General features: G+C 65.6%; 21 protein-coding genes. 7 read left to right on the top strand and 14 right to left on the bottom strand.

All coding sequences use genetic code 11. The features are described 5' to 3' along the window. Positions 1-186: 186 nt before the first annotated feature. Complete coding sequence (locus tag RSO01_RS25275; protein ID WP_218037451.1) at positions 187-957, bottom strand: ferredoxin--NADP reductase; 771 nt, start codon at positions 955-957, stop codon at positions 187-189. A gap of 318 nt (positions 958-1,275) precedes the next feature. On the opposite strand from RSO01_RS25275, the gene RSO01_RS25270 reads away from it, so the two are divergent. The 3 genes from RSO01_RS25270 to RSO01_RS25260 all read left to right on the top strand — a co-directional run bounded on the left by RSO01_RS25270 (position 1,276) and on the right by RSO01_RS25260 (position 5,496). Then, positions 1,276-1,779 carry a sigma-70 family RNA polymerase sigma factor gene (locus RSO01_RS25270; protein WP_147152625.1) on the top strand — a complete coding sequence of 168 codons (504 nt, stop codon included), beginning with the start codon at positions 1,276-1,278 and terminating at the stop codon, positions 1,777-1,779. Between the two features lie 120 nt (positions 1,780-1,899). Beyond that, on the top strand, positions 1,900-2,913 hold the full coding sequence (locus RSO01_RS25265; RefSeq protein WP_147152623.1) for a FecR family protein: 1,014 nt from the start codon (positions 1,900-1,902) through the stop codon (positions 2,911-2,913). Positions 2,914-3,021: 108 nt separating this feature from the next. Then, positions 3,022-5,496 (top strand): TonB-dependent receptor, encoded by a 2,475-nt coding sequence (locus RSO01_RS25260; RefSeq protein ID WP_147152621.1) that lies wholly within the window; start codon positions 3,022-3,024, stop codon positions 5,494-5,496. A gap of 15 nt (positions 5,497-5,511) precedes the next feature. Here the strand turns inward: RSO01_RS25260 and RSO01_RS25255 are convergent, their stop codons facing one another. The 10 genes from RSO01_RS25255 to RSO01_RS25210 all read right to left on the bottom strand — a co-directional run bounded on the left by RSO01_RS25255 (position 5,512) and on the right by RSO01_RS25210 (position 17,756). Then, a complete protein-coding gene (locus tag RSO01_RS25255) occupies positions 5,512-6,474 on the bottom strand; it encodes an ABC transporter ATP-binding protein (RefSeq protein ID WP_147152619.1) in 963 nt (320 codons plus the stop codon). Next, positions 6,471-7,502 (bottom strand): ABC transporter ATP-binding protein, encoded by a 1,032-nt coding sequence (locus RSO01_RS25250; protein WP_147152617.1) that lies wholly within the window; start codon positions 7,500-7,502, stop codon positions 6,471-6,473. The genes RSO01_RS25255 and RSO01_RS25250 overlap by 4 nt, the downstream gene beginning before the upstream one ends. Next, the gene (locus RSO01_RS25245; protein ID WP_147152615.1) at positions 7,499-8,362 is read right to left on the bottom strand and encodes an ABC transporter permease; all 864 of its coding nucleotides are present in this window, start codon (positions 8,360-8,362) and stop codon (positions 7,499-7,501) included. Before RSO01_RS25245 ends, RSO01_RS25250 begins: the two co-directional genes overlap by 4 nt. 10 nt (positions 8,363-8,372) lie before the next feature. After that, positions 8,373-9,377, bottom strand: a complete 1,005-nt coding sequence (locus tag RSO01_RS25240; protein WP_147152613.1) for an ABC transporter permease — start codon at positions 9,375-9,377, stop codon at positions 8,373-8,375. Between the two features lie 85 nt (positions 9,378-9,462). Beyond that, entirely contained in the window at positions 9,463-11,016 is a 1,554-nt protein-coding gene (locus RSO01_RS25235; protein ID WP_147152611.1) for an ABC transporter substrate-binding protein, read from the bottom strand. 22 nt (positions 11,017-11,038) lie between these two features. Beyond that, on the bottom strand, positions 11,039-11,962 hold the full coding sequence (locus tag RSO01_RS25230; protein WP_147152609.1) for a polysaccharide deacetylase family protein: 924 nt from the start codon (positions 11,960-11,962) through the stop codon (positions 11,039-11,041). A gap of 151 nt (positions 11,963-12,113) precedes the next feature. Then, the gene (locus RSO01_RS25225) at positions 12,114-12,890 is read right to left on the bottom strand and encodes an SDR family NAD(P)-dependent oxidoreductase (protein ID WP_147152607.1); all 777 of its coding nucleotides are present in this window, start codon (positions 12,888-12,890) and stop codon (positions 12,114-12,116) included. Positions 12,891-12,897: 7 nt separating this feature from the next. After that, complete coding sequence (locus RSO01_RS25220; RefSeq protein WP_147152605.1) at positions 12,898-14,913, bottom strand: hydantoinase B/oxoprolinase family protein; 2,016 nt, start codon at positions 14,911-14,913, stop codon at positions 12,898-12,900. Between the two features lie 10 nt (positions 14,914-14,923). Beyond that, positions 14,924-16,966 carry a hydantoinase/oxoprolinase family protein gene (locus RSO01_RS25215; RefSeq protein ID WP_147152603.1) on the bottom strand — a complete coding sequence of 681 codons (2,043 nt, stop codon included), beginning with the start codon at positions 16,964-16,966 and terminating at the stop codon, positions 14,924-14,926. A 22-nt stretch (positions 16,967-16,988) separates the two neighbouring features. Continuing rightward, positions 16,989-17,756: an IclR family transcriptional regulator gene (locus RSO01_RS25210; RefSeq protein WP_147152601.1), complete on the bottom strand. Its 768-nt coding sequence runs from the start codon at positions 17,754-17,756 to the stop codon at positions 16,989-16,991. Positions 17,757-18,069: 313 nt separating this feature from the next. Between RSO01_RS25210 and RSO01_RS25205 the strand changes: the two genes are divergently transcribed. The 4 genes from RSO01_RS25205 to RSO01_RS25190 all read left to right on the top strand — a co-directional run bounded on the left by RSO01_RS25205 (position 18,070) and on the right by RSO01_RS25190 (position 22,697). Continuing rightward, complete coding sequence (locus RSO01_RS25205) at positions 18,070-18,573, top strand: sigma-70 family RNA polymerase sigma factor (RefSeq protein ID WP_147152599.1); 504 nt, start codon at positions 18,070-18,072, stop codon at positions 18,571-18,573. 103 nt (positions 18,574-18,676) lie between these two features. Next, complete coding sequence (locus RSO01_RS25200) at positions 18,677-19,648, top strand: FecR family protein (RefSeq protein WP_170303343.1); 972 nt, start codon at positions 18,677-18,679, stop codon at positions 19,646-19,648. A gap of 207 nt (positions 19,649-19,855) precedes the next feature. Further along, positions 19,856-22,216, top strand: coding sequence for a TonB-dependent siderophore receptor (locus RSO01_RS25195; RefSeq protein WP_147152595.1), 2,361 nt, complete (start codon positions 19,856-19,858; stop codon positions 22,214-22,216). 85 nt (positions 22,217-22,301) lie between these two features. Beyond that, on the top strand, positions 22,302-22,697 hold the full coding sequence (locus tag RSO01_RS25190; RefSeq protein ID WP_147152593.1) for a VOC family protein: 396 nt from the start codon (positions 22,302-22,304) through the stop codon (positions 22,695-22,697). Positions 22,698-22,730: 33 nt separating this feature from the next. Here the strand turns inward: RSO01_RS25190 and RSO01_RS25185 are convergent, their stop codons facing one another. From RSO01_RS25185 to RSO01_RS25175, 3 genes are all read right to left on the bottom strand, one after another. Next, on the bottom strand, positions 22,731-23,465 hold the full coding sequence (locus RSO01_RS25185; RefSeq protein WP_147152591.1) for a peptidoglycan L,D-endopeptidase MepK: 735 nt from the start codon (positions 23,463-23,465) through the stop codon (positions 22,731-22,733). Positions 23,466-24,283: 818 nt separating this feature from the next. Next, positions 24,284-25,534 carry an LLM class flavin-dependent oxidoreductase gene (locus RSO01_RS25180; protein WP_170303342.1) on the bottom strand — a complete coding sequence of 417 codons (1,251 nt, stop codon included), beginning with the start codon at positions 25,532-25,534 and terminating at the stop codon, positions 24,284-24,286. Positions 25,535-25,779: 245 nt separating this feature from the next. After that, positions 25,780-26,943, bottom strand: a complete 1,164-nt coding sequence (locus RSO01_RS25175) for a phage tail sheath family protein (protein ID WP_147152587.1) — start codon at positions 26,941-26,943, stop codon at positions 25,780-25,782. Positions 26,944-26,952: the final 9 nt, after the last annotated feature.

The following is a 26,952-nucleotide window of genomic DNA, read 5'->3' as shown; positions in this document are numbered from 1 at the left end:
AGGTGGTTCTCACGTCGCAAACTGCGGGAACTGCGCAAACCTCGCCTTGGACCGCGCCCGCGGAGCGGTTGGCGAGGTGCTTGATCCGCGCAGCGCCTGCCCTGAGCGAAGCCGAAGGGAGGCGCTGCGCTCGGGGTGACAGCTGCGACTCGCCCTCCGGCGATACTCGGCACCAGGCCGGTGCGGCTACTCGACGAACGCCTTCTCGACCACGAACTCGCCCGGCACCGTCGTGCTGCCTTCGCTGAGGCCCGCGCCTTCGAGCAGGGTGCGGATGTCGGCCAGCATCTGCATGCTGCCGCACAGCATGAAGCGGTCGTCCTGCTTGTTGATCGGCGGCAGGCCGACATCGCTCGCCAGCGTGCCGCTTGCGATCAGGTCGGTGATGCGGCCGCGGTTCTTGAACGGCTCGCGGGTGATGGTCGGATAGTAGACGAGCTTGTCGCGCACCAGGTCGCCCAGGATCTCGTCGGCCGGCAGCTCGTCGGCGAGCTTGGAGCGATAGGCGAGGTCGCGCACCTGGCGGCAGCCATGGACCAGGATCACCTTCTCGAAGCGCTCGTAGACTTCCGGGTCGCGCACGATCGACAGGAAGGGGGCGAGGCCCGTGCCGGTGCCCAGCAGGTAGAGATTGCGGCCGGGCGTCAGGCTGTCGAGCAGCAGCGTGCCGGTGGCCTTGGCGCCGACCAGGACGGCGTCACCCGGCGCCAGGTCCTTCAGTCGCGACGTCAGCTTGCCGTCCGGCACCTTGATGGAAAAGAACTCCAGCTCGTCGTCGTAGTGGGCGCTGGCGATCGAGTAGGCGCGCAAGAGCGGCTTGCCGTCGATCTTGAGCCCGATCATCGTGAATTGGCCGCTGGCGAAGCGGAACCCCTTGTCACGCGTGGTCCTGAAGCTGAACAACTCGTCGGTCCAGTGATGGACCGATTGCACGATCTCGTTCCTCAACGCACTCAAAACACGCCTCCGCGGGCCCGGCGGCCCGACTGTCATCGCTCGATTGTGGGGAATGGCGTCGGCTATGCGTGGATATAACGCCCCGATCGAAAACGACAAGCGCGCGATTGGCCGCACGAAATCTTTGCTCCGCAATAGGCCTTGGCTGACATCCGGGTCATGCGAAACCATCGCTCGTTGGAAAAACGAGCTCTTCGACTTGGAGGGGGTCGCTGACTGCCAATCTCCAATTGCGAACAATTCGCAATCGCGATAGGCTGCGATGCCGGCTGTGCTTGGGGCCAGCCGGCGGCATCGGGAAAGTATCGAGCGCGCGCTGTGCCCTCCGACATCACAGTCCTCTTCGCGGAGCATCGCCGCTCCCTGGTCGACTATGCCGCGGGCATCGTCGGGTCCAGGACGCAGGCCGAGGACCTCGTACAGGAAGCATGGTTGCGTTTCGACCAGGCCGCCCGGCAGCAGTTCCTAAAGGAGCCGCTGGGTTACCTCTATCGCATCGTCCGCAACCTGGCGCTCGATGGGCAACGGCGGGCGGCGCTTGAGAACCGCATCTTCAGCGGCAGTGCCGAGAGGGCGGCCTCCGTCCTGCCCGACACCCAGCCCTCTGCCGAGATGGTCGCCCTGCACAAGGACGAGCTCCGGCTGTTGCGCGAGGCGCTGGCCGAGCTGCCGGAGCGCACGCGCATCGCCTTCGAGATGCACCGCCTGGGCGGCTGCAAGCTGCGCGAGATCGCCGTCGTCCTGAAGATATCGACGCCGATGGTGCAGACCCTGGTCATGGACGGCCTGCAGCACGTCAAGCATCGCCTGGGATGGCCCTGACCGGCAGTCGTTGGACTCTTTTTAGAATGCCGCGACCGTCGCTCGTCTAACAGTGTAGGCGTACTGCGACGTGAGTTCGGTGCGTTGCAAGACGGCCATCGGCAACGACAAGGGGAAGGGATGGAAGAGGGACCCGAGGCGGCCCAGGCGCGAGCTTCGAGGGAGGCGTCGGGCTGGCTCATCCTGTTGCAGGAGGAGCCCGACGATCCCGCCGTGAAGCGGCGCTTCGAGGATTGGCTGCGGGCGAGCCCGGCCAACGCCGACGCCTGGATGGCGATGCAGCATGTGGCCGATGTGGCGTCGATCATGCCTGCCGAGTTCGCCGATCGCTGGCAGGCCGAGGTCGCGCGGCAGCGTGCGGCTGACGTACAGGCGACGCGTCTCTCGCCGGTGCGGCCACGATGGCCAAGGCGGCGCTGGGCGGTCGGCGGCGCGGCGCTGGCTCTTGCTGCCTGCCTGGCCATCGTCGCCGCGCCAGTGCTCATGCTGCGCATCGAGTCCGACTACATGACCGGTACGGCGGAGCAGCAGAAGCTTGGACTGCAGGACGGCAGCGAGGTCACGCTGGCGGCAGGCAGCGCCATCGCGGTTTCCTATGAAGCGGCCGAGCGGCGGATCAGGCTGCTCCAGGGCGAGGCCTTCTTCGACGTGGCGCCCGATCCCAAGCGGCCCTTCCGCGTGATCGCGTCGAACGCCGAAGCCTCGGTTCTGGGCACCAGCTTCGGCGTCCGCCTGGGGCCGCAAGGCGTGACCGTCGCCGTCGCGGAGGGGATCGTGCAGGTCGGCTATCCGGATAGAGGCAGCATGATGCCGCAGAAGCTGGAGGCAGGGCAGGTGGCCCGGCTGTCGATGGACGGCCAGATTTCGCGAACCACTGTGCCGCCGCAGCTTGTCGCGGCATGGCGGCGCGGCCAGCTCTACCTTCGCGACGAGACGATGCGCGAAGCGGTCGACCGGCTACGACGGTACTACGGCGGCACGATCATCCTGGCCGACGATGCCTTGGCCGAGCGACGCGTCACCGGCGTCTACAATCTCGATGATCCCGAAGATGCGTTGCTCGGCCTGGTTCGTGCCCATGGCGCCAGGATGCGCCGCATTACGCCCTGGCTGATCGTGCTGTCGAGCTCGTAGCGACTCCGATTTTTATAAACTCGATCTGCTCGCTCGTCTTCTTGGGTAAGGGCGCACGCGACGTAACCCGTCGCGCGTAATGCCCGTGCTCGGGGAACGGAGTTTGGGGTGAAGAGAGTAGGGTGGTTCGGCCGCTGTTCGGCCGCAGTGGTCTTCGCCGGCGTTGCCGCGGCGACGACGACGCAGACGTTGGCGCAGACTTCGGTCGACCGGAGCGACACGGCACAGTCGACGGAGCTGCGCGCCTTCAACATCCCGCCGCAACCGCTCGCCACGGCAGTCGGCATCTTCGGCCAGCAGTCGGGGCGCCAGGTCACCGTCGACGGTGCATTGATCAGGGGCTTCTCCACGCCCGGCGTGCAGGGCACGATGAGCGTGGAGGAGGCGTTGCGCCGCCTTCTCGCCGGCACCGGTCTCGTCGCGACCTTTCCCAGCGCGACCACGATCGCGCTGCAGAGGCCGGGGCAGAGCAGCGCCGCCGATCCCGGCACAATCCACCTCGATCCCGTCCAGGTCCAGGGCTATGCGGTGCCGTCGCAGGCGATGATCGACAACATCCCGCCGCCGTACGCAGGCGGGCAGGTCGCGACCGGCAGCCAGCTCGGCCTGCTCGGCAACCGCTCGGTGATGGACACGCCCTTCAACCAGACGAGCTACACGGCGAAGACAGCTCAGGATCAGCAGGCGAGGACAGTACGCGACGTGCTGCTGAACGATCCGTCGGTGCGCTTCAGCCGCAGCGATAGCGGGCCCGGCTTCGACCAGGTGACGATTCGCGGCTTCACGGTCGATGCCGCGGCGTGGTCGTATGGCGGCCTCTACGGCATGCTGCCGTTGCAGTCGCCGATGGCCGAGATGGCCGAGCGCATCGAGGTGCTGAAGGGGCCGTCGGTGATGCTGAACGGCATGGCGCCCTACAAGTCGATCGGCGGCATGGTGAACATCGTGCCCAAGCGCGCGCCTGACGAAGACCTGACGCGGGTGGTTGCCAGCTACGGTTCCGCCGGGCAGGGCGGCGGCCATGTCGACGTCGCTCGCCGCTTCGGCAATGACAAGGAGTTCGGCGTCCGCTTCAACGGTGTGCTGCGCGCCGGGCAGACCGACCTGCAGTACAATTCCGACCAGCGCGCGCTCGCGCTGGCGGGCCTCGACTATCGCGGCAACGGCATCAGGCTTTCCGCCGACCTCGGCATCCAGTCGCAGTACATCGCGGGCCTCTCGCCCTACATCGCGCTGGCGGCGGGTGTGCAGCTTCCCTATGCCCCGAGCGCCCGCAGTAACCCGACCGCGCAGCCCTGGGGATTCCAGTCGCGTCAGGATGCCTTCGCGGTCGGGCGCGCCGAAGTCGACATCGCCAACAATGTTACTGCCTACGTCGCGGTCGGCGGCCACGACAACCGGCTGGGCGGCGTCTATTCCCCGCTCACCACGATCCTGAGCGTCGCGGGCACGGCGCGCGCCAACGCGCCGTTCAATATCAGCACCTACAACACCTTCTTCACGGCCGAGGGCGGCATCCGCGGCAACTTCGAGACCGGACCGATCGGCCATGAGCTCGCCGTCACCGCGACGACCTACTCGCAGGAGACCGGCTCGGGCACCGTGGTGAGCTCCATCGGACCGTTCGCCACCAACATCTACGGCCCGACCACGATTGGGCAGCCCACGATCGTGACACCGGCCGCCAACAAGATCTCGACCGCGGGCCTCTCCAGCGTCGGCTTTGCCGATACGCTGTCGGCGGCGGAGAAGCGTATCCAGCTCACCGTCGGTGGGCGCGCCCAGACGGTCTCGGGCACCAACTACAACGCCGTGACCGGCGCACCCGTGGACTACTACAATCAGAGCGCTTTCAGCCCCTCGGTCTCGCTGGTCTTCAAGCCGTGGGAGAACGTGTCGCTCTACGGCAACTGGATTCAGGGCCTGCAGCAGGGGACGACCGTCCAGCCGCCCTTCACCAATGCCGGCCAGATCTTCCCGCCCTTCGTTTCGACGCAGTACGAAGTCGGCGTGAAGGCCGACTGGGGCAAGCTCACCACGACGGCGAGCCTGTTCCAGATATCGCAGCCCAGCATCCTTACCAACCTCGCCAACAACACGCAGTATCTCGGCGGCGAGCAGGTCAATCAGGGGCTCGAGCTCAATGTCTTCGGCGAGCCCATCAAGGGCTTCCGCGTTCTGGGCGGTGCAATGTTCCTCAACCCCGTCCTGACCAAGACCCAGGGCGGGACGACCGACGGATGGATCGCTCCATTTTCACCGCAGTTCACGCTGAATCTCGGAAGCGAGATCGACGTGCCGTTCGTGCGCGGGCTCACGTTTCTCGGGCGTGCGCTCTATACGAGCTCCCAGTACATCGACACGACCTATCCACGGCGCAGCCTGCCGGACTGGACGCGCTTCGACGTCGGCGTGCGCTACGCCTTCGAGAATCCCGGTGCGACGGGCAAGATGCTGGTTGCGCGTTTCAACGTCGAGAACGTGCTCGATGCCAACTACTGGTCCGGCGCGAACGAGACCGCCAACTTCATGTTCCTGGGGGCGCCGCGGACATTCCGCCTGTCCTTGACCGCCGACTTCTGACCAGGACGGCCGACGTCAGTCCGGGAAATGACAGGCGACCGAACCCGCCGCCAGCGGTGACAGAACCGGTTCCTCGCGCGCACACAGATAGGTGGCCTTGGGACAGCGCGTGCGGAAGCGGCAGCCGGAGGGGAGGTTTCCCGGATCGGGCGGCTCGCCCTGCAGCCAGAAATCCCGCGTGATGCGCGGGCCGCCGATCTTGGGAATCGCCGCCAGCAGCGAGCGGGTATAGGGATGCCGCGGCCGCTCGAAGATCTCCTCGGTCGGTCCGCTCTCGACGATGCGGCCGAGATACATCACCGCGACGCGGCTGCACATCGTGCGGATGACCGCAAGATCGTGGCTGATCAGGACATAGGTCAGGTCGAAGGTCTCGCGCAAGCCGCGGAACAGCGAGAGCACCGTCGCCTGCACCGACACGTCGAGACCCGATGTCGGTTCGTCCAGGATGACGACCTTCGGGTGCAGCGTGAGGATGCGCGCCAGGCCGACGCGCCGTTGCTGGCCGCCGGAAATTTCGTGCGGATAGAGATCGAGGTGCGTGTCGGGCAGCCCGACCGCTTCCAGGATGCTGCGAATGCGTTTCTCGCGCGCCGCCTGGTCGAGATCGGTATGGATCACCAGCGGCTCGTGCAGGGAGCTGCCGATCTTCCAGCGCGGATCGAGCGACGCCCCCGGATCCTGGTAGGCGTATTGCAGGCTGCGGCGCACGGCGCGCCGGGCGGCCGGCGCCAGCGCGTCGATGCGCTGCCCCTCGAACCAGATCTCTCCCGCCGTCGGCTTGTGAATGCCCATGATGGCCTTGCCGAGCGTGGACTTGCCGCAACCGCTCTCGCCCACCAGCCCGAAGACTTCGCCCGGCATCAGGTCGAACGAGACGCCGTCGACCGCCTTGATCGAGCCGATGCGTCGGTTGAACGGACCGCGCACGGCGAAGTGGACCTGCAGGTCACCCAGACTCAGGATCGCCTGTGTCATGGCGCGTCGCGGTGCGGGTGATAGCAGCGTACCCAGTGCCCGGCGCCGAGCTGGTCGACGGGCGGGCGCGCTTCGCGGCACGGCCCGTCAGCCCGCTCGCACCGGGGATGGAAGCGGCAACCGCCGGGCGGCGTGATCAGCCCAGGCACTTCGCCGGGAATGCCGCTGGCGGTGCCGTTCGCGTCGGGCAGGCTCGCCAGGAGCTTCGTCGTGTAGGGATGGGCCGGCGAGGCGAAGAAGCGGTCGACCGGCGCGGATTCGACGTCCTGCCCGGCATACATGACGTTGACGGCGTCGCAGATCTCATAGGCCGCGCCCAGGTCATGCGTCGTCAGCAGCACGGCGACGTTGCGTTCGGTCGCGAGCCGCCGGATCAGGCCGAGGATCTGTGCCTGGATGGTGACGTCGAGCGCCGTGGTGGGCTCGTCGGCAATCACCAGGTCCGGTCCGGGTAGCAGCGCCATCGCGATCATCAGCCTCTGTCGCTGGCCGCCGGAGAGTTCGTGCGGATATTTGCGTAAAAGCTGTTTGGGGCGCGGCAGCTGCACGGTGTCGAGCAGCTCCAGGACGGCATCGACATCGGCCCGCTGGCGCTCGGCGGGATAGCGCGCGACGACCGCCGGCAGCCATCGACGGCCGGGCAGTTCGGCGGCGCGCGGCGATTTCCATTTCAGGATCTCCATGATCTGGTCGCCGACCGTGAAGACCGGGTTGAAGCTGGTGAACGGATCCTGCGGCACGAAGGTGATGGCGCGGCCACGGATCGTCTGGTTGACGGAAGCGGGATCGGCGGTCAGCAGATCGGTCCCGCGGAACAGGACGCGACCGCCGGTGATGCGGGCCGTCTCGCGCGGCAGGACGCCCAGGATGGCGCGTGCCAAGGTGGTCTTGCCGCAGCCGCTTTCGCCGACCAGGCCCAGGACCTGGCCGCGTTCGATCGACAGGCTGACGCGGTCGAGCACCGAGGCGAAGCCGGCCTCGGTCGCAAACCCCAGCGACAGGTCTTCGACTGACAACAGCGCCGTCACTTGACGCCGGCTCCCCGCCTGATGCGTGGATCGAGGAAGTCGCGCAGCCCGTCGCCCAGCAGGTTGAAGCCCATGACCACCATGAAGATGGCGATCCCGGGCACGGTCGCGTACCACCACGCCTCGGGCAGGAACTCGCGCGATTCGGCGATCATGCGGCCCCATTCGGGCGTCGGCGGCGGGGCGCCCAGTCCCAGGAAGCCCAATGCAGCCGCGGTCAGGATCGTGGCGCCCATGCCGATCGACGTGCGCACGATGATGGCCGAGGCGATGTTGGGCAGCACGTGCAGAGTCATCACGCGCAACGGCGAGGCGCCGAGCGCGATCGCCGATTCGATGAAGACCTCGTTCTTCAGCGACCGCGTCTCGGCGAACACCAGGCGGGCCCAGAACGGCCAATAGGTGATGCTGAGCGCCAGGATGACGTTCTCGATCGACGGGCCCAGCGTCTGGGCGATGGCGATGGCCAGCACAATCTGCGGCACCGCGAGGAAGATGTCGGAGACGCGCATCAAGAGATTGCTCGGCCAGCCGCCGTAGTAGCCGGCGACGAGACCGATCGGTACGCCGACCAGGACGGCGGAGCCGACGGCGACGACGGCGATGGTGATGGTGATGCGGGCGCCGAACAGGATGCGGCTGAACAGGTCGCTACCCATGCGGTCGGTGCCTAGCCAGTTCACGGCGTCGGGCGGGCGCAGGCGGTTGGCGGTATGGAAATCCGCGACGTCGCCGGGGAAGGGCGCCAGGATCGGCGCGAAGATCGCCGCCACGAGCAGCAAGACCAGCAGTGCCAGCCCCAGCGCCGAGGCGCGGTCGCTCGCGAACCGGTTCAGCCCACGCCGCCAGCCAGCCTTCATCGCGATCCCCTCATCGCGAACCTCTTGGATCGATGAACGAATGAGTAATGTCGACCAGCAGGTTGACGATCACAATCAGGGCGCCGATCCAGATGGTGAAGCCGATGATCGCCTTGTGGTCGGACTGCAGGATCGACTGCACCGCGAAGGTGCCCATGCCGGGCCAGTCGAACACCGTCTCGACGATCACGGCGTTGGTCACCAGCACGCCGAAGATCAGGCCGATCTGGGTGACGGTCGAGATCAGCGCGTTGCGCAGCACGTACTTCCACACGATCAGGCCCGGCGGCAGTCCCATGGCGCGCTGGTAGAGCACGTGGTTGCTGTTGATGACGTCGAGCACGCCGGCGCGGGTGAAGCGAACGATCGTCGCGGCCGCCGGCAGCGCCAGCGTGAGCGCGGGCAGGGCGATGTGCGACAGCGCGCTGTGCAGGGATTCCATGTCCCAGTCGAGCATCGAATCGATGATCATCAGCCCGGTCACCGGAGTGGGGCCAAAGCCGTCGATGCGACTGTTGAGCGGCGCCACGCCGAGCTTCATCGCAAAGAAGAATTGCAGCAGCAGCGCCAGCCAGAACGCGGCGATGGCAAGCCCGGAGACGCTGACCACCCGCAGGATGTGGTCGAGCAGCGAATTGCGCTTCAGCGCCGATATCACGCCGAGCGGAATGCCGAGCGCGACCGACACGATGATGGCCGTCAGGGTGAGCTCGAGCGTGGCCGGCAGGCGCGTGGCCAGATCCTCCGATATCGGCCGCTGGCTGTAGATGCTGGTGCCGAGATTGCCCGACACGATGTCGTGGAAGTGCCGCGCCAGCTGGACCCAGAGCGGCTGGTCGTAGCCGAGCTTCACGCGCATCGCCTCGATCTGCGCCGGCGTGGCGTTCTCGCCCAGCAGGACCTTCACCGGATCGGTGGGGATGACGTTGGAGATCAGGAAGACGATGACGACGAGGCCGGCCATCGTCGGCACAAACCAGACCAGTCGTGACAGGATCATCTCTAGACGGCGCATCAGACTCTTCCTCTTCCCGACCGCGAGCCTCTGGCTCCCTCATGAGCTTGAGCGAGCCAGAGGCTCGCGGTCCGGAAGATCATGACTATTTATAGTAGGCCCAGCGCATGTCCTGTCCGCTGCCGATCGGGCTGAAGCGGATGCCGGCGACATTGGCGGCGTAGGGGCCGTACCACCGCGTATTGTAGACGTAGATGCCGAAGGCCTGATCGGTCGCCTTGGTCACCGCCTTCTCGTAGAGCACGCTGCGCTTGTCCTGGTCGCTGATCGCCAGCGCCTCGTCGAGCCATTTGTCCATCTCGGGATCATTGATGTACGAGGTGTTGCGCGTGCCGATGTAGCGCGAGGCGTACATCTCGCCGACCCAGTTGTTGGGGTCGACATAGTAGGTGCTCTTCCATAGCGGGACCATGTCGTAGTTCTTCTCGCGGTCCTGCATGCGGGTCTGGATAACAGGCCAGGGCGCGGACTCGATCTTGATGTCGATGCCGATCTTCTTGGCGCCGTTCTGCAGGAGGGTGGCGGCCTGCTCGGTCTCGCTGAAGCCGGCCAGCGTGCCGATGGTGATCGGCCGTATCGGCTCCTTCACGAGCGCCAGCTCCGCCTTGGCCTTCTCCAGATCATAGGTGTATGGCTTCAGATCCTTGGGTGAGCCCCAGAGATTGTTCGGGTTGGGCCCGGCGTTGCGCGAGACCGCGCCCTTCAGGATGTCCTTGACGAAGCCGTCATAGTCGAAGGCATAGGCGAGCGCCCGGCGGAAGTGCACATCGCTCATCGGGCCGCGGCCGTTATGGATGTTGAAGTAGAAGACGCGCATCGATTCCTGCTCGAGGATCTGCACGTTCTTCGCCTCCTTCAGCCGCAGGATCTGGTCGTAGGGCAGATATCCATCGGTGCCCTGGATGTCGCCCTTGATCAGTCCCTGAACGCGGGTGTTGGTCTCCAGCACGGTGCGGAACTCGATCTCGTCGAATGCCTTGGGTCCCCAGCCGGCGAAATGGTCCTTGAACCGTTCGCCGACGAAGCCGATCGCCGGATCGTAGCGCTTGAGCTTGTAGGAGCCGGTGCTGGCGACGTTCTTGGCGAGCCACGCCTGGCCCCAGTCGCCGTCCTTCTCGTTCTTCTTCACCAGCTGGGAATTGACGATCAGGATTTCCGGCACCGTGGAGAGGAAGATCGCCGACGGCTCCTTCAGGGTGAAGACGACCGTGTACTTGTCGGGCGCCTTGGTGCTGCCCGGCATGATGATCGGCAGGAACAGCGACGATGCGCCCTTCTTCGTCGCGAGCATGCGCTCGATGCTGTAGAGCACGTCGTCGGCGGTGAACTCGCTGCCGTCGTGGAACTTCACGCCCTTCTTCAGCTTGAACGTCCAGGTCTTGCCGTCGTCCGAAGCCGTGTAGCTTTCCGCCAGCCAGGGAATCATCTTCGGCGGGTTGTCGACCCAGCGAAGCAGACCGTCGTAGAAGTTGATGCGGGACGCGGCGCGCCCGACGTCGAAGACGACATGCGGATCGAGGTTGTCGTAGCCGCTGTTGTTTGCGTGGACGTACTTGCCCTGCGCCCAGGCGCTTCCTGAAAACACGAACGATGCTGCCGCGGCGATCGCGGCCAGCGCTGACAGAGTTCTCCGTTTCATCTCCTGCCTCCTCTTTTTTCGTTCAGCTCCCCTGCTTGACGTAACGCACGACGTCGGCGTGTGTGGCGAACCAGATGCCGGTGTGCGCGCGGATGTGCTGGATAAGTTCCTCCAGGATCATCATGCGCGAACGGTGTCCGATGATATGCGGGTGCATCGTCAGCTGGAACAGCCCGCCCTCGGCATAGGCCGCGTCGAACTCGCGGCGGAAGATCTCCAGCACAGAAGAGGGCGGCGTGTAGGGCCTGAGTGCCGCGAAGCGGTTCATATTGAAGTAGACCGCGTCGTCGCGGATCCATTCGACCGGCAGCTCGACGACGCCGGTCGGCTGGCCGTCGAGCAGCAGCTCATAGCAATCGTCGTCGGCCATCAGCGAGGAGTCGTAGAGCAGCCCCATGTCGCGGGTGATGGCGAGCGTGTTGGGCGAAAAGTCCCAGGACGGCGTGCGGATGCCGACCGGCCGCTGGCTCGAGATCTTCTCCAGCATGTCGGCCGCGCGCATCTGCAGGTCGCGCTCCGAGGCCTCGGGCAGGATCGAGTTGCGCTCGTGGATCCAGCCGTGGATGCCGATCTCGTGGCCCTCGGCAGTGACGCGGCGCTGTTCGTCGGCATGCAGCATGGCCGAGACCGCCGGCACGTAGAAGGTCGCCGGGACGGCGTACTTCTGCAGCAGCGCCAGGATGCGCGGGATGCCGGCGCGGTTGCCGTACTGGCCCTGGCTCAGGCGTCCGATCGATTCGCCGCCCTCGCGCAGCTCGCCGGTCTCGTGATCGGAGTCGAACGAGATCGCCACGGCGCAGCGCGCACCGTTCGGCCAGGCGTCGGGTCGCAGCGTCTTACCAGCGCGCACGCGCTCAACAATGCTGCGCCAGCGCTGCTCGGACCACTGCCAGGGCTGCTCGGGCTCATCCTGCTTGGGAACGATGGTCGGGCGTGCAGGGGACATTGTTTCCTCCTTCTTCTTTCCCGTCATCCCGACCGGAGCCTCGCGAAGCGAGGCGTAGCGGAGGGAGCTGTTTTGTCGATGCGTCGCTCAAAACAGGTCCCTCGACTACGCCGCCCTTCGGGCGGCTTCGCTCGGGATGACGGTGATTGGGTCATGAAATCGGACTGCCGGTCACCGGCAGCACCTGGCCCGTGATCCATGAGGCATAAGGCGAGGCCAGAAACATCACGGCATGGGCGATGTCCTGCGGCTCGCCCAGGCGGCGCATGGCGACGCGCTCGATCATCGCCTTCTGGCCCTCGGGACCATAGGACTGCCATTGCCGCTCGTAGTCGGGGCTGGTGCGCAGGAAGCCCGGCGCCACCGCATTGACCGTGATGCCGTTTGGCCCGAGCTCGTGCGCGAGTTGGCGCACCAGGCCGAGCTGGGCCGCCTTGGCGGTGGCATAGGACTGGATGCCGGTCAGGCTGACGCCGAGGCCGGCGCGGCTCGCGATCACGACGATGCGGCCCTTGCCCTTCTTCTTCATGCCCGGCGCCACGGCGCGGCTGGCGAAGAAGGCGCCTTCGACGTTGACGGCCTGGATGGCGCGCCAGTCGTCGTCGCTCACCTCCTCGACCGGGCGCTTGCTCTGCCCGCGCACGCCGCCCGCGACATGCACCAGCACATCGACGCCGCCGCAGGCCTGTTCGACCTCGCGCACGAAGGCGTCGACCTGCTTTGATTGCGTCAGATCGACCGTGCGCGCCTCCAGCGTGCCGCCGCGCTGCGGCTTAGCGCGCGCCTTCAGCGCCGACAGTTCGCTCTCAAGGACATCGCAGGCCCAGACCCTGGCGCCGCGTTCGACGAAGCCTTCGACGATCCCGCCGCCGATCCCGCGCGCGGCGCCGGTGACGATGACCGCTTGATTGTCGAAATGGATGTCCATCAGCTGCTCACTCCGCCGCCTGCGCCTGCCGAAGCTGGGGGAACTCGCCGACCGCCAGCTCGAAGGCGCGCCGCACCTCGCTGCCATCGCCGCGACGCTGGTGCGCCGGCAGCTCCGCCATCGCGGCGAAGATGCGCTTCTTCAGGTAGTGGCGCCAATTGACGGGCAGGGTGGCCAGCACCTCGGTCAGGGCGGCGTAGTTGGCGTCGGTCCATTCGCGCTCGTAGGCCTCGCGCTCGGCGTTGAAGGCGAAGATGCCTCCCTTGGCGTTTGTCGCCTTGGCGTTGGCCGCCAGGCGCGTCCGGCGGGCGGCCGTTGCCGTATCGTCGATCGCGTCGTCGCGAATGACCACGCCGTAGTCGTCGGCCGCGGCCTGAATGGAAACCTTGCCCTGCTGCACGTCGAACAGCACCGCCTTGGGGTCGCGTTCCCAGGGCGGCCCAAAGCCGCCGCCGCCGGACGACGTCACCAGGATCACGTCGCCCGGATCGAGAGGCACCACGTCGGTGTTGCCGAGATCGACGGCGCCGTTGCTGCCCTGGTTGCGCCAGAAACACGAGGTGGCGCCCGGCCGGCCGCCCTTGCTGCCCCACGACGAGAAGCGCGTGCGGTCGCGGTTGCGCGCCGTCACCACCGTGTTGGGCGCGAACACCTTGAACTCGAGCTGGGTGGCGAGCCCGCCGCGATGCCGGCCGGCGCCGCCGGAATCGGGCACCAGGCCGTAGCGCAGCACCTTGATCGGCACTTCGGTCTCGTTGATCTCGACCGGCGTGTTCTTGAGGAAGCTCGAATTGGCGCCCGAGCCGTCGGCGCCGTCGCTGCCCGACCAGCCGCCGGCGCCGCCGGTGATCGGGTCGATCGAGGCCATGATGGTCCGGCCGGTCCGGTTGTCGGTCGTCTTGACGTTCATGATGGCGCCGCCGCCGGCGGGCCCAGCGGGTAGCAGCTCGGGCACCGCCGCAGAGAAGGCGCCGATGGTGACGCCCTGCAGGCGGCTGCAGGTCATGCTGCGCATGCCGACGGCGGCCGGGAACTTCGGATTGAGGATCGTGCCCTCGGGGATGATGCAGCGCGCCGGCCGCGTGATGCCGCCGTTCAGCAGGATCGTCGGGTCGATGCTGTAGAGGCAGTAGGTGTAGCCCACCATCAGCAGGATGTGGCGCTCGGCGCCGCCGGTCGGCACGTTGAGCGACGATTGCAGCTGCGCATCGGACCCGGAGAAGTCCATGACCGCCTCGTCGCCGCGGATCTTCAAGGTCAGGGCAAGCCGGACGGGCACGCCGCCCGGCGCGTCCTCGTCGAGGTAGTCGGCGAAGAAATAGTCGCCGTCGGGGATGCGGGAGAGCAGGGCGCGGGCCTGCCGCTCGCCGAGGTCGAGCAGGTCTTTTACGCCCTGGCGGAACACGTCGACGCCGAACTTGCGCACCATGTCGTGCACCTTGCGCTCGCCGGTGTTCATGGCCGCGATCTGCGCCTGCAGGTCGCCATGGTTCTGCTCGGGCATGCGGACGTTGGTCAGCATCACGTTGAGCAGCGACTTGTTCAGCTTGCCCGCCTCGTAGAGCTTGTTGGGCGGAATCCGGATGCCTTCCTGATGGACCTCGGTCAATTGCCGCGACAGCGAGGCCGGCACCGCGCCGCCGACGTCGGTGTTGTGGATGTGGCTGACCGAGAAGGCGACGAGCTCGCCCTCCCAGAAGATCGGCTTCCACATGTGCAAGTCGGGCGTGTGGGTGCACACGAAGCCGCTATAGGGATCGTTGGTGATGCAGATGTCGCCCGGCTGGTAGTCCTCGATCATGTGGATGGCGTTGGCGTAATCGAGCCCGATGAACCAGGTGGCGCCGAGGTCGCGTGGGCTGGCGAAGGTCATGCCGTCGGGCGTGGCGAGGCCGGTGGTGAAGTCCTCGGTTTCCTTCACGAAGGTCGAGTGAGCCGTGCGGAACAGCGTGAAGGCCATGCTGTCGGCCGCGGCCTGTGCGTGGTTGGCGAAGATCTGCAGCGTGACCGGATCGATGCGCATTGCGTACTCCTTACTGGCCAAGCGACAGAAGAATGTTGCCGTACGCGTCGACCGCGCCGGTGAAGCCCTCCGGAACGCAGATCGTCGTATCTTCCTGCGCCACGACGCAAGGGCTGGCGAGACGATGTCCGTGGCCCAGGTCCGCTCGGCGATAGAGCGGCACCTTTCGCCAGGCGCCATCGAGATAGACGTCGATCTGCTTGGCCGGCACTGGCGCGCCGGTGCGCAGCGGTTCGGCGGCGGCCTTGGGCTGCGGCGAGCCGCCCACCACCACCATGCGCAGGCTGACCATGTGGATCGGCGTCGCGGCGGAGCTGTGCCCGTACAGGCGGTCGTGCTCGGCATGGAAGGCCGCGGCGATGCGCTCGATGTCGCCGGCGGTGATCCACTCCAGCTGCAGCGGCACCTCGATCTCGAACGATTGCCCCAGGTAACGCATGTCGGCGGCAGGCTGCAGCACGTACGAGCCGGTGAATCTCTGCTCCTCGGTGATCCAGGTGGACGCACGCTTGGCGAGATGGTCGAAATCGGCTTTGAGACGCGGCAACTCGTCGGCCGACAATGGATAGTACGCTGTGCTGATAAAATCGTTCTTCACGTCGGCGACCAGCCCGCCCAGCGCCGACAGCACGCCCGGCGCCGTCGGGATCAGCACCTGGTGCATGCCGAGCTCGCGCGCCAGGAAGCATCCCATCATGGGGCCGGCGCCGCCGAACGCCAGCAGGGTGAAGTCGCGCGGGTCGATGCCCTGGCGCGAGGCGAGCTTGCCGACCTCGCGATACATGCCGGAGACCGCCACCTGGATGATGGCTTCGGCGGTCTGCTCGAGTCCGCGTCCGAGCTTGCTTGCGACCGTGCCGATGGCGGCGCGCGCCTTCTCGACGTCGACCGAGACCGCATCGTACCCGATATTGCCGTGGCCGATGATGCCGCAGGTCGCGAAGGCATCGGTCATGGTGGGCCGCGTGCCGCCGCGGCCGTAGCAGGCCGGGCCGGGCGTCGAGCCGGCGCTTTCGGGTCCGACCGTCAGAATGCCGAACTCGCTCACCTTGGCGATCGAGCCGCCGCCGTCGCCGATCGACGTCACCGAGACGGTCGGGATGTAGATCGGGAAGTCGCCGACCATCTCGCCGGTGCCGTAAGTCGGCGTGCCGTCGACGATGATCGCGACGTCGGCCGAGGTGCCGCCGATGTCGAGGCTCAGTATCTTGTCGACACCCGCCTGGCGCGCCACGAAGCCCGCGCCGATGACGCCGGCGGCCGTGCCCGACAGCAGCATTTGCAGGCAGGCCGACTTGCCGAGCTCGGCGGTCATCACGCCGCCGTTCGACTTGGTCACCATGGCCTCGGCGGTAACGCCGGCCTGTTTCAGGGCCGCCTGCAGGGCCGTCAGGTAGCGCGCCACCGGCGGCTGCACGTAGCCGTGAATCGTCGCTGTAGCCGTGCGCTCGTATTCGCGGATGATCGGCCACACGTCGCTGGAGCAGAACACGGGCATCTTGGGAGCCCACTGGCCGATCAGCCGCGCGGCCTCGCGCTCGTGTGCGGGATTGCGATAGGAATGGAGCAGCCCCAGGACAATGCCTTCAGCCCCGAGCGCAATCGCCTGGTCGAGCGCCTCGCGCAGGCTCGCATGATCGAGCGGCCGGTCGACGGTTCCGTCGGCCAGCATCCTTTCGCGCACCGCCAGCACGCGGTCGCGCGTGATCAGCGGCTCGGCGCGCGACGACATGAGGTGGTACGGGTCAGGCATTTTCAGCCGCGCCAGCTCCAGCACGTCGACGAAGTTCTCCGTCGTGAACAGGCAGAGGCGGATGCCCTTGCGCTGGATCACCGAGTTGATGCCGACGGTCGTGCCGTGCGTGAAATACCCGATGTCCGATGGCTGAATGCCGAAGCGGCTGCCGAGCTCGGCCAGCCCGGTAATGACTTCGCGCCCGGGCTCCTGCGGCGTCGAGAGCACCTTCAGCGTCGCCAGACGACCCGTCGTTTCGTCCAGCGCACAGAAGTCCGCGAAAGTGCCACCGATGTCGACGCCGATTCGATAGCTCACCGCTGAAACCCTCCGTCTAAAACTATGCCGCGCGCCGGTAGCCGAGGCGCTGGCTGATGGTGGCGGCCGCGCGCACGACGCCGGCGATGATCCGCGGCTTGGCGGCCGGATAGCGCGCCGATACCGTTCCGACGTTCAGCGCAGCAACGACCGTACCATTGGCGCCGAACACCGGCGCCGCCGTCGCCGAGCCGCCCAGCACGTATTCCTCTTCGACGACGGCGTAGCCGTCGGCCGCCACCTTGGCGAGGATCGCGCGTAGCTTGGCGGGGTCGGTCACGGTCCGCGGCGTGTGGGCGCGGAAGCGGTTGCGTATCAAATAGGCAGCGGTCGACTTCTTGTCCCAGAAGGCCAGCAGGATGCGGCCCATTCCGGTGCAATAGGCGGTCCGCGGATCGGGATCGTCGGAATCGTAGCGGATGGCGGCGCGACTGACCGCCTTGGCGATGACCTTGACGTCGCCGCGGGCCTCGCGGACGCCCAGGAATACGCTCTCTTCCAGCTCGTCGCGCAGCTGTTCCATCACCGGGCGGGCCACCGCCGCGAGGTGCGCTTCCGGCCCGCCGATCCAGCCCGCCGACTGGCGCATCGACTCGTTCAGCGCATAGCGGTCGGCGGCGTCGCGCTCGACATAGCCGCGCGACTGCAGCGTGCGGAGCAGGGCGTGGGCGCTGCTCTTGGGCAGCGCCAGGACCGAGACGAGGTCCTTCAGGGCCATCGGCTCGTCACTGCGGGCCAGCAGCTCGAGGATATCGAGCACCCGCGCCGCGGATTTCACGTTGTCGTTCATGTATATGAACTTCGTTCGTGTAATGAAACGACGTTCGCCGACGGGCCGGGGGACTGTCAAGTCGCGCCGAGGCGTGCATGTTGAAATGCGTCGGACGGCTGAGGGGCGTCGCGCCATGAAGGCTGGCGTCTGTCTTGAGCGCCATGTTCCGTGATCGGACGATTGCCGAAGCGGAGCCTCAGACGCGAGTTCCGCCATCGTCTGCCTAACGTTGTCGCCTGCCGCCGAACGACTGTACGAATTGCGATTGCGAACTATTCGCAATTGCGATATCTACCTCGAAGGTGCTCATCAGCGCCGAGAGGACTAACCCGTGCCCGCCGACACAACGGCACTCTTCGTCGAACACCGCGGAACACTCGTGAAGTATGCCACGGGCTTGGTGGGCTCCCGCGCGCAGGCGGAGGACTTGGTCCAGGAAGCATGGCTTCGTTTCGAAGAGGCCGCTCGACAACAGAATCTCAGCGAGCCTCTGCACTACCTGTTTCGCATTGTCAGAAATCCCGCCTTCGATGGAAAGCGTCGTCAGAACGTTGAAGACAAGCTGTTCCGGACCAATGCCGAACAAATCATGGCGGCGCTGCCCGATCCCTATCCCTCGGCGGAAGTAATCGCGACCGACAAAGACAACATTCGACGCCTTCAGGAGGCGCTGCTCGAGCTACCGCCTCGCACCCGCGCGGCTTTTGAAATGCACCGCATCGAGGGACGTACGCTGCGTGAAGTTGCCGCCGCGCTCAAGGTTTCTGTCCCTCTGGCGCACGTATTGGTGATGGAAGGGCTGCAGCTTTGTAAGAAAAGGCTCCGTTGGAAATAGCGCCGACGGCCCGTACGATTTTCTTAGAAATGCTCGAAGCCAGTTCGTCTAGGAGTGTAGGGTCGCTCCAGGTGCATGACTGTGCGCGCAAATGAGGGATGGAATGGAATCAACGCCGGGTCCGGCGCAGTTGCAGGCCTCGATTGAAGCCTCCGAGTGGTTGATTCGTCTGCAGGAAGACCTCCACGATCAGGTCGTGATGGCCGAATTCCGTGCCTGGATTTCGGCCTCGCCAGCCAACAAGTCCGCCTGGGCAGAAACGCGTGCCCTTGCCCAGTTTGCGCTCTCGCTCGAACCGTCTCAGAACGTTTCACGGGCTCCTGCGTCTGCCGCAAGCACAAGGCGGCCGATCCGTCGTTGGGCGGCATACGCCGGCGCGTTGGCTGTCGCTACCTGTTTGGCGTTGGTTGTTGGGCCGGGATTGGCGATCCGTCTGCAATCCGACCTGACCACTGATGTAGCGGAGTCCCGACAGCTCGAATTGCCCGACGGAAGCCGGATTACCCTCGCGGCGTCGAGCGCAATCGCTGTCTCGTTTTCTGCAGACGAACGTCGGGTGAGCCTGCTGCAAGGTGAGGCGTTCTTTGAAGTCCGGCGCAACCCGGAGCGACCCTTTCGGGTCATCGCCGATGACATCACGACCAGCGTTGTCGGCACGAGCTTCGATGTCCGCAGAGACTCCTCAGGCGTGGCAGTGGCCGTTCAAGAAGGCATCGTAGAGGTCTCGTACTCGGCCGGCTCGCGCAAGGATGCCGAGAGGCTGACGCCGGGACAGGCGGTAAAGTGGACATGGAGAGGCCAATCCACGCGAGCGGATGTGCCACCTGGCCTGGTCGCAACATGGAGGCAAGGCCAGCTTGTTTTGCACGATCAGCTGTTGGGTGACGCAGTAGACCAATTCCGTCGCTACTACAGGGGAACGATTGTGCTGGCGGATTCCGCGCTCGCAAGCAAGCCGATCACGGGCGCCTATAATCTGAGCGATCCGGAAGAAGCACTGCGCGCAATGGCACGCGTCCACGGCGCCCGGGTTCGGCAGATTACGCCCTGGATGATCGTGATCTCCTCGATCTGAAGATTCCTTTAGAAATTCTCCATCGTGTCTCGTCCCCGTGGGTAGGGGCACAGCAGCCGCCAAGCCGCCCCAACTTGAGTGAGGGTATTTGGGGTGAAGATCAACTCTTGGCGGGATTCAGTATCGATCATTGCCGTTGCTTCCACAGTCGCAGCTGGTGTTGTTTTACCAAATGGCGCGCTGGCGCAGTCATCCGACGCAACTCTCATGGCGCAAGCTGGTGAGCGGCGCGCTTTCAATATTCCCCCTCAGCCTCTTGGGACGGCTCTTGGCGCTCTTGGGCAACAGTCGGGTCGCAACATTTCGGTCGATGGTGCGCTGGTCAGAGGAATGTCGACTCAGGGCGTGCAGGGAACGATGTCGATCGACGAGGCGCTCAATCGTCTCTTGAGCGGCACGGGTTTGACCTACTCGATGCCCAACAGCTCGACGATCACTGTCCAGCGGGTCGGTGCCGGTAGTAGCGTTGTGCTCGATCCCGTGCGCGTGGAAAGCGGCGAGAACGCCCAGCGTCCGGACGGGCCCGGCGTGGGCTACGTCGCGACACGCAGCATGTCAGGATTGAAGATCGACCAGCCGATCCTCGAGACGCCACAATCGATCTCCGTCGTCACGCGCCAGCAGATGGATGACCAGGCGGTGCAGAGCACGCGGCAGGCGCTGCGCTACACGCCGGGCGTCTTCTCCGATCCCCGCCCGCTCAACGGGCTCAGCGACACCAACATGCTGGTGCGCGGTTTCACGCCCGACCAGTATCAGGATGGCTTGAAGCTGATCATCGGCAATTTCGGCTACACGCAGATCGATCCCTACCTGCTCGACCGCATCGAGGTCATACGCGGTCCGGCCTCGGTGCTTTACGGCCAGGGCACGCCAGGTGGCATCGTCGCTCTCACCAGCAAGCGGCCGACGGACCAGCCACTCCACGAGGTGATGGCGCAGGCCGGCACCTACAATCTCTTTTCGGCGGGCTTCGATGTCGGCGGGCCGATCGATGCCGAGGGCAAGTTCCTCTACCGCGTCACCGGCGTCGGCAAGTATGCAGGATCGCAGGTCGACTTCTCGAACAGCCGGCGCTTTGCCATCGCGCCGGCCTTCACCTGGAAGCCCGACGCCGCAACCTCGCTCACCATCCTTGGCCAGCTGCAGCGGGACAACGGGCCGGCCTTCAACGGCTTCGTGCCGGCGCGCGGCACCGTCCTCTTCAATGCCAACGGACAGATCCCGACCAGCCTCTATGTCGGCGATCCGAACCTCAACGACTACAGCCGCACCGTCGCGCAGATCGGTTACACCTTCGATCACCGCTTCGACGATGTCTGGGCGGCCCGGCAGAACTTCCGCTACCAGAACCTGTTCGCCTCGGACAACAGTCTCTACGCCAACGGGCTGCAGGCCAATCAACAGATCCTGAACCGTTACGCCTTCAGCGATATCGAGAGCCTGAACACCATCACCGTCGACAATCAGGTGACGGCGAAGTTCGCGACCGGCCCGGTCAGCCACAGCTTCCTGCTCGGCCTCGATTATCAGTGGAACACCAACCGCCAGACGTCTGCGTCCAACTTCGGCGCGCCGCCGCTCAACCTGTTCGCGCCGGTCTACTGGCAGTCGATCATCCCGCCGGCCTTCAATCCGACCTCGACCTACACCAGTGCCCGGCTACGGCAGGAGCAGGTCGGCCTCTATGCCGAGGACGTCCTCAAGTTCGGTGGCCTCTCGCTGGTCCTCGGCGGCCGGCAGGACTGGGTGTCGAGCACGACCGACGACTATCTGCGCCCGACCACCAGCAATAAGTTCGACCAGGCCTTCACCTATCGCGCGGCCGTCGACTATCTGTTCGACAACGGCATCGCGCCGTATTTCAGCTACACGACATCCTTCGCGCCGACGGCCGGCCTCGACTTCTCCGGCAATCCCTTCATGCCGACCACCGGCCAGCAGTACGAGATCGGCATCAAGTATCGGCCGACCAGCTTCAACGGCTTCTTCACCGCGGCGGCGTACAACCTGACGCAACAGAATGTGCTGACCACCGATCCGTTGCATCCCGGCTTCTCGGTCCAGACCGGTGAGATCCGCGTGCGCGGCATCGAGCTCGAGGCGCGCGCGAGCCTGACGGACAATATCGACCTGATCGGCAGCTACACCTACACCGATGCGCTGACGACGAGGTCCAACGCGGTGACCGCCAATATCTGGGGCACGCCGATCCAGCAGCAGGGCCAGCCGGTCAACGGCGTGCCGCAGCAGATGGCCTCGCTTTGGAGCACCTACAAGTTCACGACCGGGTCTGTGACGGGCCTCGGCCTGGGCGGCGGCGTGCGCTATATCGGTCCGCAGCCTGGCGACACGGTGAACTCCTTCATCGTGCCGGGCTTCACCCTGTTCGATGCCGTCATGAGCTACGACCTCGGCGCCGTCATGCCCAAGCTGCAAGGCGCCTCGATCCAGGTGAATGCCAGCAACCTATTCGACACGCAGTATGTCGCATCGTGCGTCAATGCCAACTTCTGCTCCTACGGTTTGCGGCGCAACGTCTATGCGACCCTGAAATATAAGTGGTGATGAGTCGGCGCGCGCTGGTCACGGATGCGTCGCCAAGAAACCTGTAGGGTGATCGCGCGTTGGATGCCGGAGGAGATCTTCGCCCATGGACCTTCATCGCGGCCGCCTGATCGACCATGTCCACCTGCGCGCACGGGATTTGCCGGCCAGCCGGCGGTTCTACGCGGCCATCCTCGACGTTCTCGGCATACCCGTCGTGAGCGACGACAAGCATCTCGCGGCTGACGAGCTGTGGATCGACTCGGGTGACGCAGGCTCCCGGGTTCACCTGGCTTTTCAGACCGATGGCCGCGAGATGGTCGACAAGGCCTGGCGTGCCGGACTGGATGCGGGCGGGCGAGACAACGGAGGCCCGGGAGAACGGAGATATCATCCGGGCTACTACGCCGCTTTCCTCCTCGATCCCGACGGCAACAACATCGAAGTTGTCTATCACGGTCCCGCTCACCGCTCCGCCGCCAGCGTCAAGCTGACCTTCTGAACGATAGCGGCAGATCGATGCGCGCCGTCGCTCCTACCAGTAGCGGACGGGGCCCGTATCGATATGGACGAAGCCCGAGCGCGGGTAGAAACCGACGCCGCCCATGCCCAGAGACCGTGCAACCTGCCGGACCTTCAACACCGGCACGCCGGGCATGCTGATGTCCATCGCGTTGCCGTTCATGTGCTGGCTGTCGCTGGCGACGCCGCGGCTGACGCTCGCCAGCCAGGCGTTGGTGGCGGGCGAACGAAAAGCCGAGAGGACCTCGACGGGCCCGGTGAAGCCGACATGCATCTGGGTGTGCCACAGGATGTCGAACAGCAGCGGATCCATTTCCGTTTCGGTGCCTTCGCGCGAATCGCGCAGGAAGTGGTTGAGCTTGTTCAAGGCATCGCGCTGGTAGGCGCCGTCGGACCAGTAGGTGACGGTAAGAGCCTCGTCCGTGTTGACGTTCACCAGGCTGAGCGTGCGCGGGCTGGTGGTGTCGAGCGACGGCGGCGGAGGAGGCGGGGCCATCATGAAGCCGCCGTACCGGGCGGCGCGCACCTGGCTCTGTGTCGACGGCTTGGCCGCAGGCCGACTGGCCGAATGCGCCATCGAAGCCTTTGCGGCGGCCGGCTTGGCGGCAACTTTCTTGACGGGCATCTGTGCGCTGCTGCCACGCACGGCGGCGGGCGCTTTCGGCACGCTGTGTTTGGTCTGAGCGAAACTCGTGCCGGCGAAGACCAAGCACAGGCCGGCAGCAAAGCTCAGCATGAGAGGGTACATGCCTGCCTCAATGTTGTTGTATTTTTGCCACGGTATCAGAAATCGGTTCTGCGGCAAGCAGAAAAAGGGTTTTGGCACAGGATATTGGCGAAACAATTTAAATCTTTTACACAAGGCATAGATTCTTTGCCCATCGCGAAGGGCGTCACGGTTGCCGGCAATGGTTATCGCTGGCTCCGCGGGGAGTGCGGCGCTGCTCACAAAAGCTTGTCGAGCGTGATCGGCATTCCCCGGCCGCGATGCTATCGCGCTTGGCCCTCTGCACCGTGCGCCAACGTTTTGAATGCGCGCGCGCCCTTCAAACAATCACGTTTGCTTGCAACGGCACCCGTCAACGTTGTCGTCTGTACCGGGGCTGACCACGTCCAGGTATGCGTGGGTTAAAACTTCTCACGTCAGTGATCTTGTTGGCTTCGCTCGCATCGTGCGCGGAGACCGCTGGACCCAACTACGCCTATCGAAACTACACCTATGGAGACTACCCCTATGGGCCTGGTTTCGCCTATGGGCCTGGCTTCGTCTATGAGGTCGGGCCTGCATTTTGCTGTGGGTTCACCCGGTTCCACCGTTTCGACAGCGTTCGTGGTTTCCACCATGTCCACCCTTCCGGTGGCTTTCGCTTTCACGGTGGATTCCATGGAGGCCATCATCGCTGACGGGCCTTGCTTCGACGCAGGGCGTCCGCTGCGAGGGCCTTGAGCGGAGTACCACTTGGGCCCAGTCTCTTTCGTCGTCCCGACCAGGGGGCGAAGCGCGGCGCGCGCTTCGCCCTCGGTTCGGGACGATGGGCCGTGCGGAAAGTCGTGCTTCGCCGGCAGCTACCGAAACGCCGGGATGATGTGCTTGGCGAAGGTCTCCATCTGACGCATCTCCTCGTCGAGCGACATGAAGCCCTGGTCGAAGAACCAGCCGAACCATTCGAGCTCGCCCTCGTTGCCGATTTTGTGCAGCGTCTCGATCTCGCGCTTCACCTGATCGGGCGTGCCGGCCAGCGCATACTTGACCTTGCGCATGCGCTCCAGCGTCCATTCCGACGGCGGCAGTGGCGTGTAGGGATCGATCGGGTACTTGGCTGCATCGTCCTGGGTGCGGGACGCTTCCCAGAAGCCGAAGCCGCCGAAGTAGTGATTGAAGCCGGCATAGTTGGTGCTGCGCAGCAGCTCGACGGCCTCGGCCTCGGTTCGGCCGAAATGCACGGCGCGGAAGGCGCCGACGCTTTCGCCCAGGCCGAGCTTGCGGCCGTTCTCGGCGGCGACGTCGCGATAGGTCCGGCACAGGCGCTCGAAGTCCGGCGGATTGGAGACCAGGATCCACGGCACGATGTTGGATTGCGCGGTGTAGCGGATCGTCGATTCGCTCACCGAGAAAGGCTGGAACAGGGGCGGGTGCGGCTGCTGGTAGGGTTTCGGCACCACGCAGATCTTGCGGATCACGCCCTGGTCGTCGACTTCGCCCGGTGCGCCGTAGGTGCGTGTCCATTCGTGCACGGGCCAGCGGGTGATGCCCTCCTTGTACGGGTACGGCACCTTGTAATACTCGCCGTCGTAGTCGAAGGACTCCTCGGTCCACGCCTTCTTGATGACCTTGAGCGTCTCCTCGTAGACCTTGCGGTTGTGGTTGTCGATCGACGAGCCGTCCATCGGCGCACCGGTCACGTGGTACTGCTGGCCGAGCACATTGACCCAGCGGTCCTGATAGCCGCGCGCGAAGCCGGCATAGATGCGCCCCTTGGTGAGATGGTCGAGCACCGCGAGCTCCTCGGCGGCGCGCATGGGATCCCACGATGGCAGCACCAGGCCGAGCGGCGAGAACTTGATGCGCTTGGCGCGCGCGGCGAGGTCGGCATAGAGCAGGAGCGGGGCCACCGACGTCTCGTAGCCCTCGGAGTGGAAATGATGCTCGGTGGTCGCCATCACGTCGAAGCCGACATCGTCGGCGAACTGGGCGAGCTTGCGCAGCTCGTCGAGCATCTGCTGGTAGCGCTCGTTATTGCGCCCGATCGGGCGAAGCCGCTTGCGGTCCTCGAGCGTGCCGGGAACGGTCGGCAAAACGAAAAGCATGAACTTCATCGCTTCCTCCTCTTGGTCCCATCGCATTTTGTCGTGGCGCAGCTTCGAGCGACGCTCGCGAGGCCGATGCACGGATCGCCGGGGCGGCAGGGGAAGCTGCGGGTCGAGCGTGATCCTAGCGTCGGGGTGAGGCAAGGGCAGCCGGCGTCGGCGGGCTAATCGCCGTCGCATATGACATCGACGAAAAATGCACACGGGCCCAGCGGCGGCGGCGGTCGCTCGCCGAGGAACCGCAGGCCTCTTCCCTAGGGCTTCTTCTTCTCGAACAACTGCTGGATCGTGATGATCACGAACTCCGCCGGCTTCAACGGCGCGAAGCCGACCACGACGTTGGCAATGCCGGCATTGATGTCGTTCTGGCTCGTCGTCGTGCCATCGCACTTCACGAAGTACGCCTCCCGCGCGTTACGTCCCTGAAAAGCGCCGTAGCGGAAAAGCCGGTCCATGAACGCGCCGACATTCAGCCGGATCTTCGCCCAGGTCGGCTCGGCATTGGGTTCGAACACGGCCCAGCGGATGCCGCGCTGGAGGCTTCCCTCGATGAAGAAGGCCAGGCGCCGGACCGGGATGTATTTCCACTCCGATGCCGCCTGGTCCGCGCCGGCGAGGGTGCGCGCTCCCCAGACCACGGGGCCGGAGCGCGCGAAGGTGCGCAGGCAATTGATGCCCAGCGCATTGAGCGCGCCGTTCTGGCTGTCGCTGAGCTTCAGCGCCGGCCCTGACACCCCCTCGAGCGTCGCCTCGAGTCCCGCCGCCGGCCGCCATACGCCTCGTTGCGCATCGGTCCGCGCCATGACGCCCGCGACCGCGCCGCACGGCGCGACGGTCATCGTCTTGTCCTGAAGGAAGGGAAAGAACAGCGCGACGTGCGCGCTGCGCGTCGGGAAGGTGGCGTCCAATCCTGCGATCGCCTGCTTGGCGCTTTGCCAGGCGACGCTCGGGTCGGCGATGAACAGGGCGCCGCGCTTTTCGCAGTAGCGGATGGCGGCAGCGCGGGTCTGCAAACCGATGTCCTTGCTGTCCGCCAACGGCGGGATGCAGAGCAGGTTGAAGCACTTGGCTTTGTCGAGCGCCCACAGACCACGCTTCGCGGCCTCGAGGCGCGGCGCCGAGATGGCGTTGTCGGTGATCGCGCCGCCGCGGCTCCCGCCGACGCGCACGATGAGGGCATCGCTGCCGCCATTCTCGAAGAACAACCGGACGGCATGGTCCAGCGGCGAGGGCGGTGATCCGCTGCCGAAAGCCTGCACGAAATCGCGATGGCTGTGCACGTGAACCGGACCGTTGACAGGGCCGGTGCGGGCCGGGCCGACGAAAGCCGCCGTCGACGTCGAGACGCCTTCGATCGGATGAATGCCGGTCGATGTCTCCTCGACGTAGACGCCTGGATAGCTGGTCTCGACCGCCATCGTGGACCT

Origin of the sequence: Reyranella soli (assembly GCF_007992495.1) — a bacterium.
GTDB classification, from domain to species: Bacteria; Pseudomonadota; Alphaproteobacteria; order Reyranellales; family Reyranellaceae; genus Reyranella; species Reyranella soli.
This window is presented reverse-complemented; position numbering and strand designations above follow the sequence as displayed.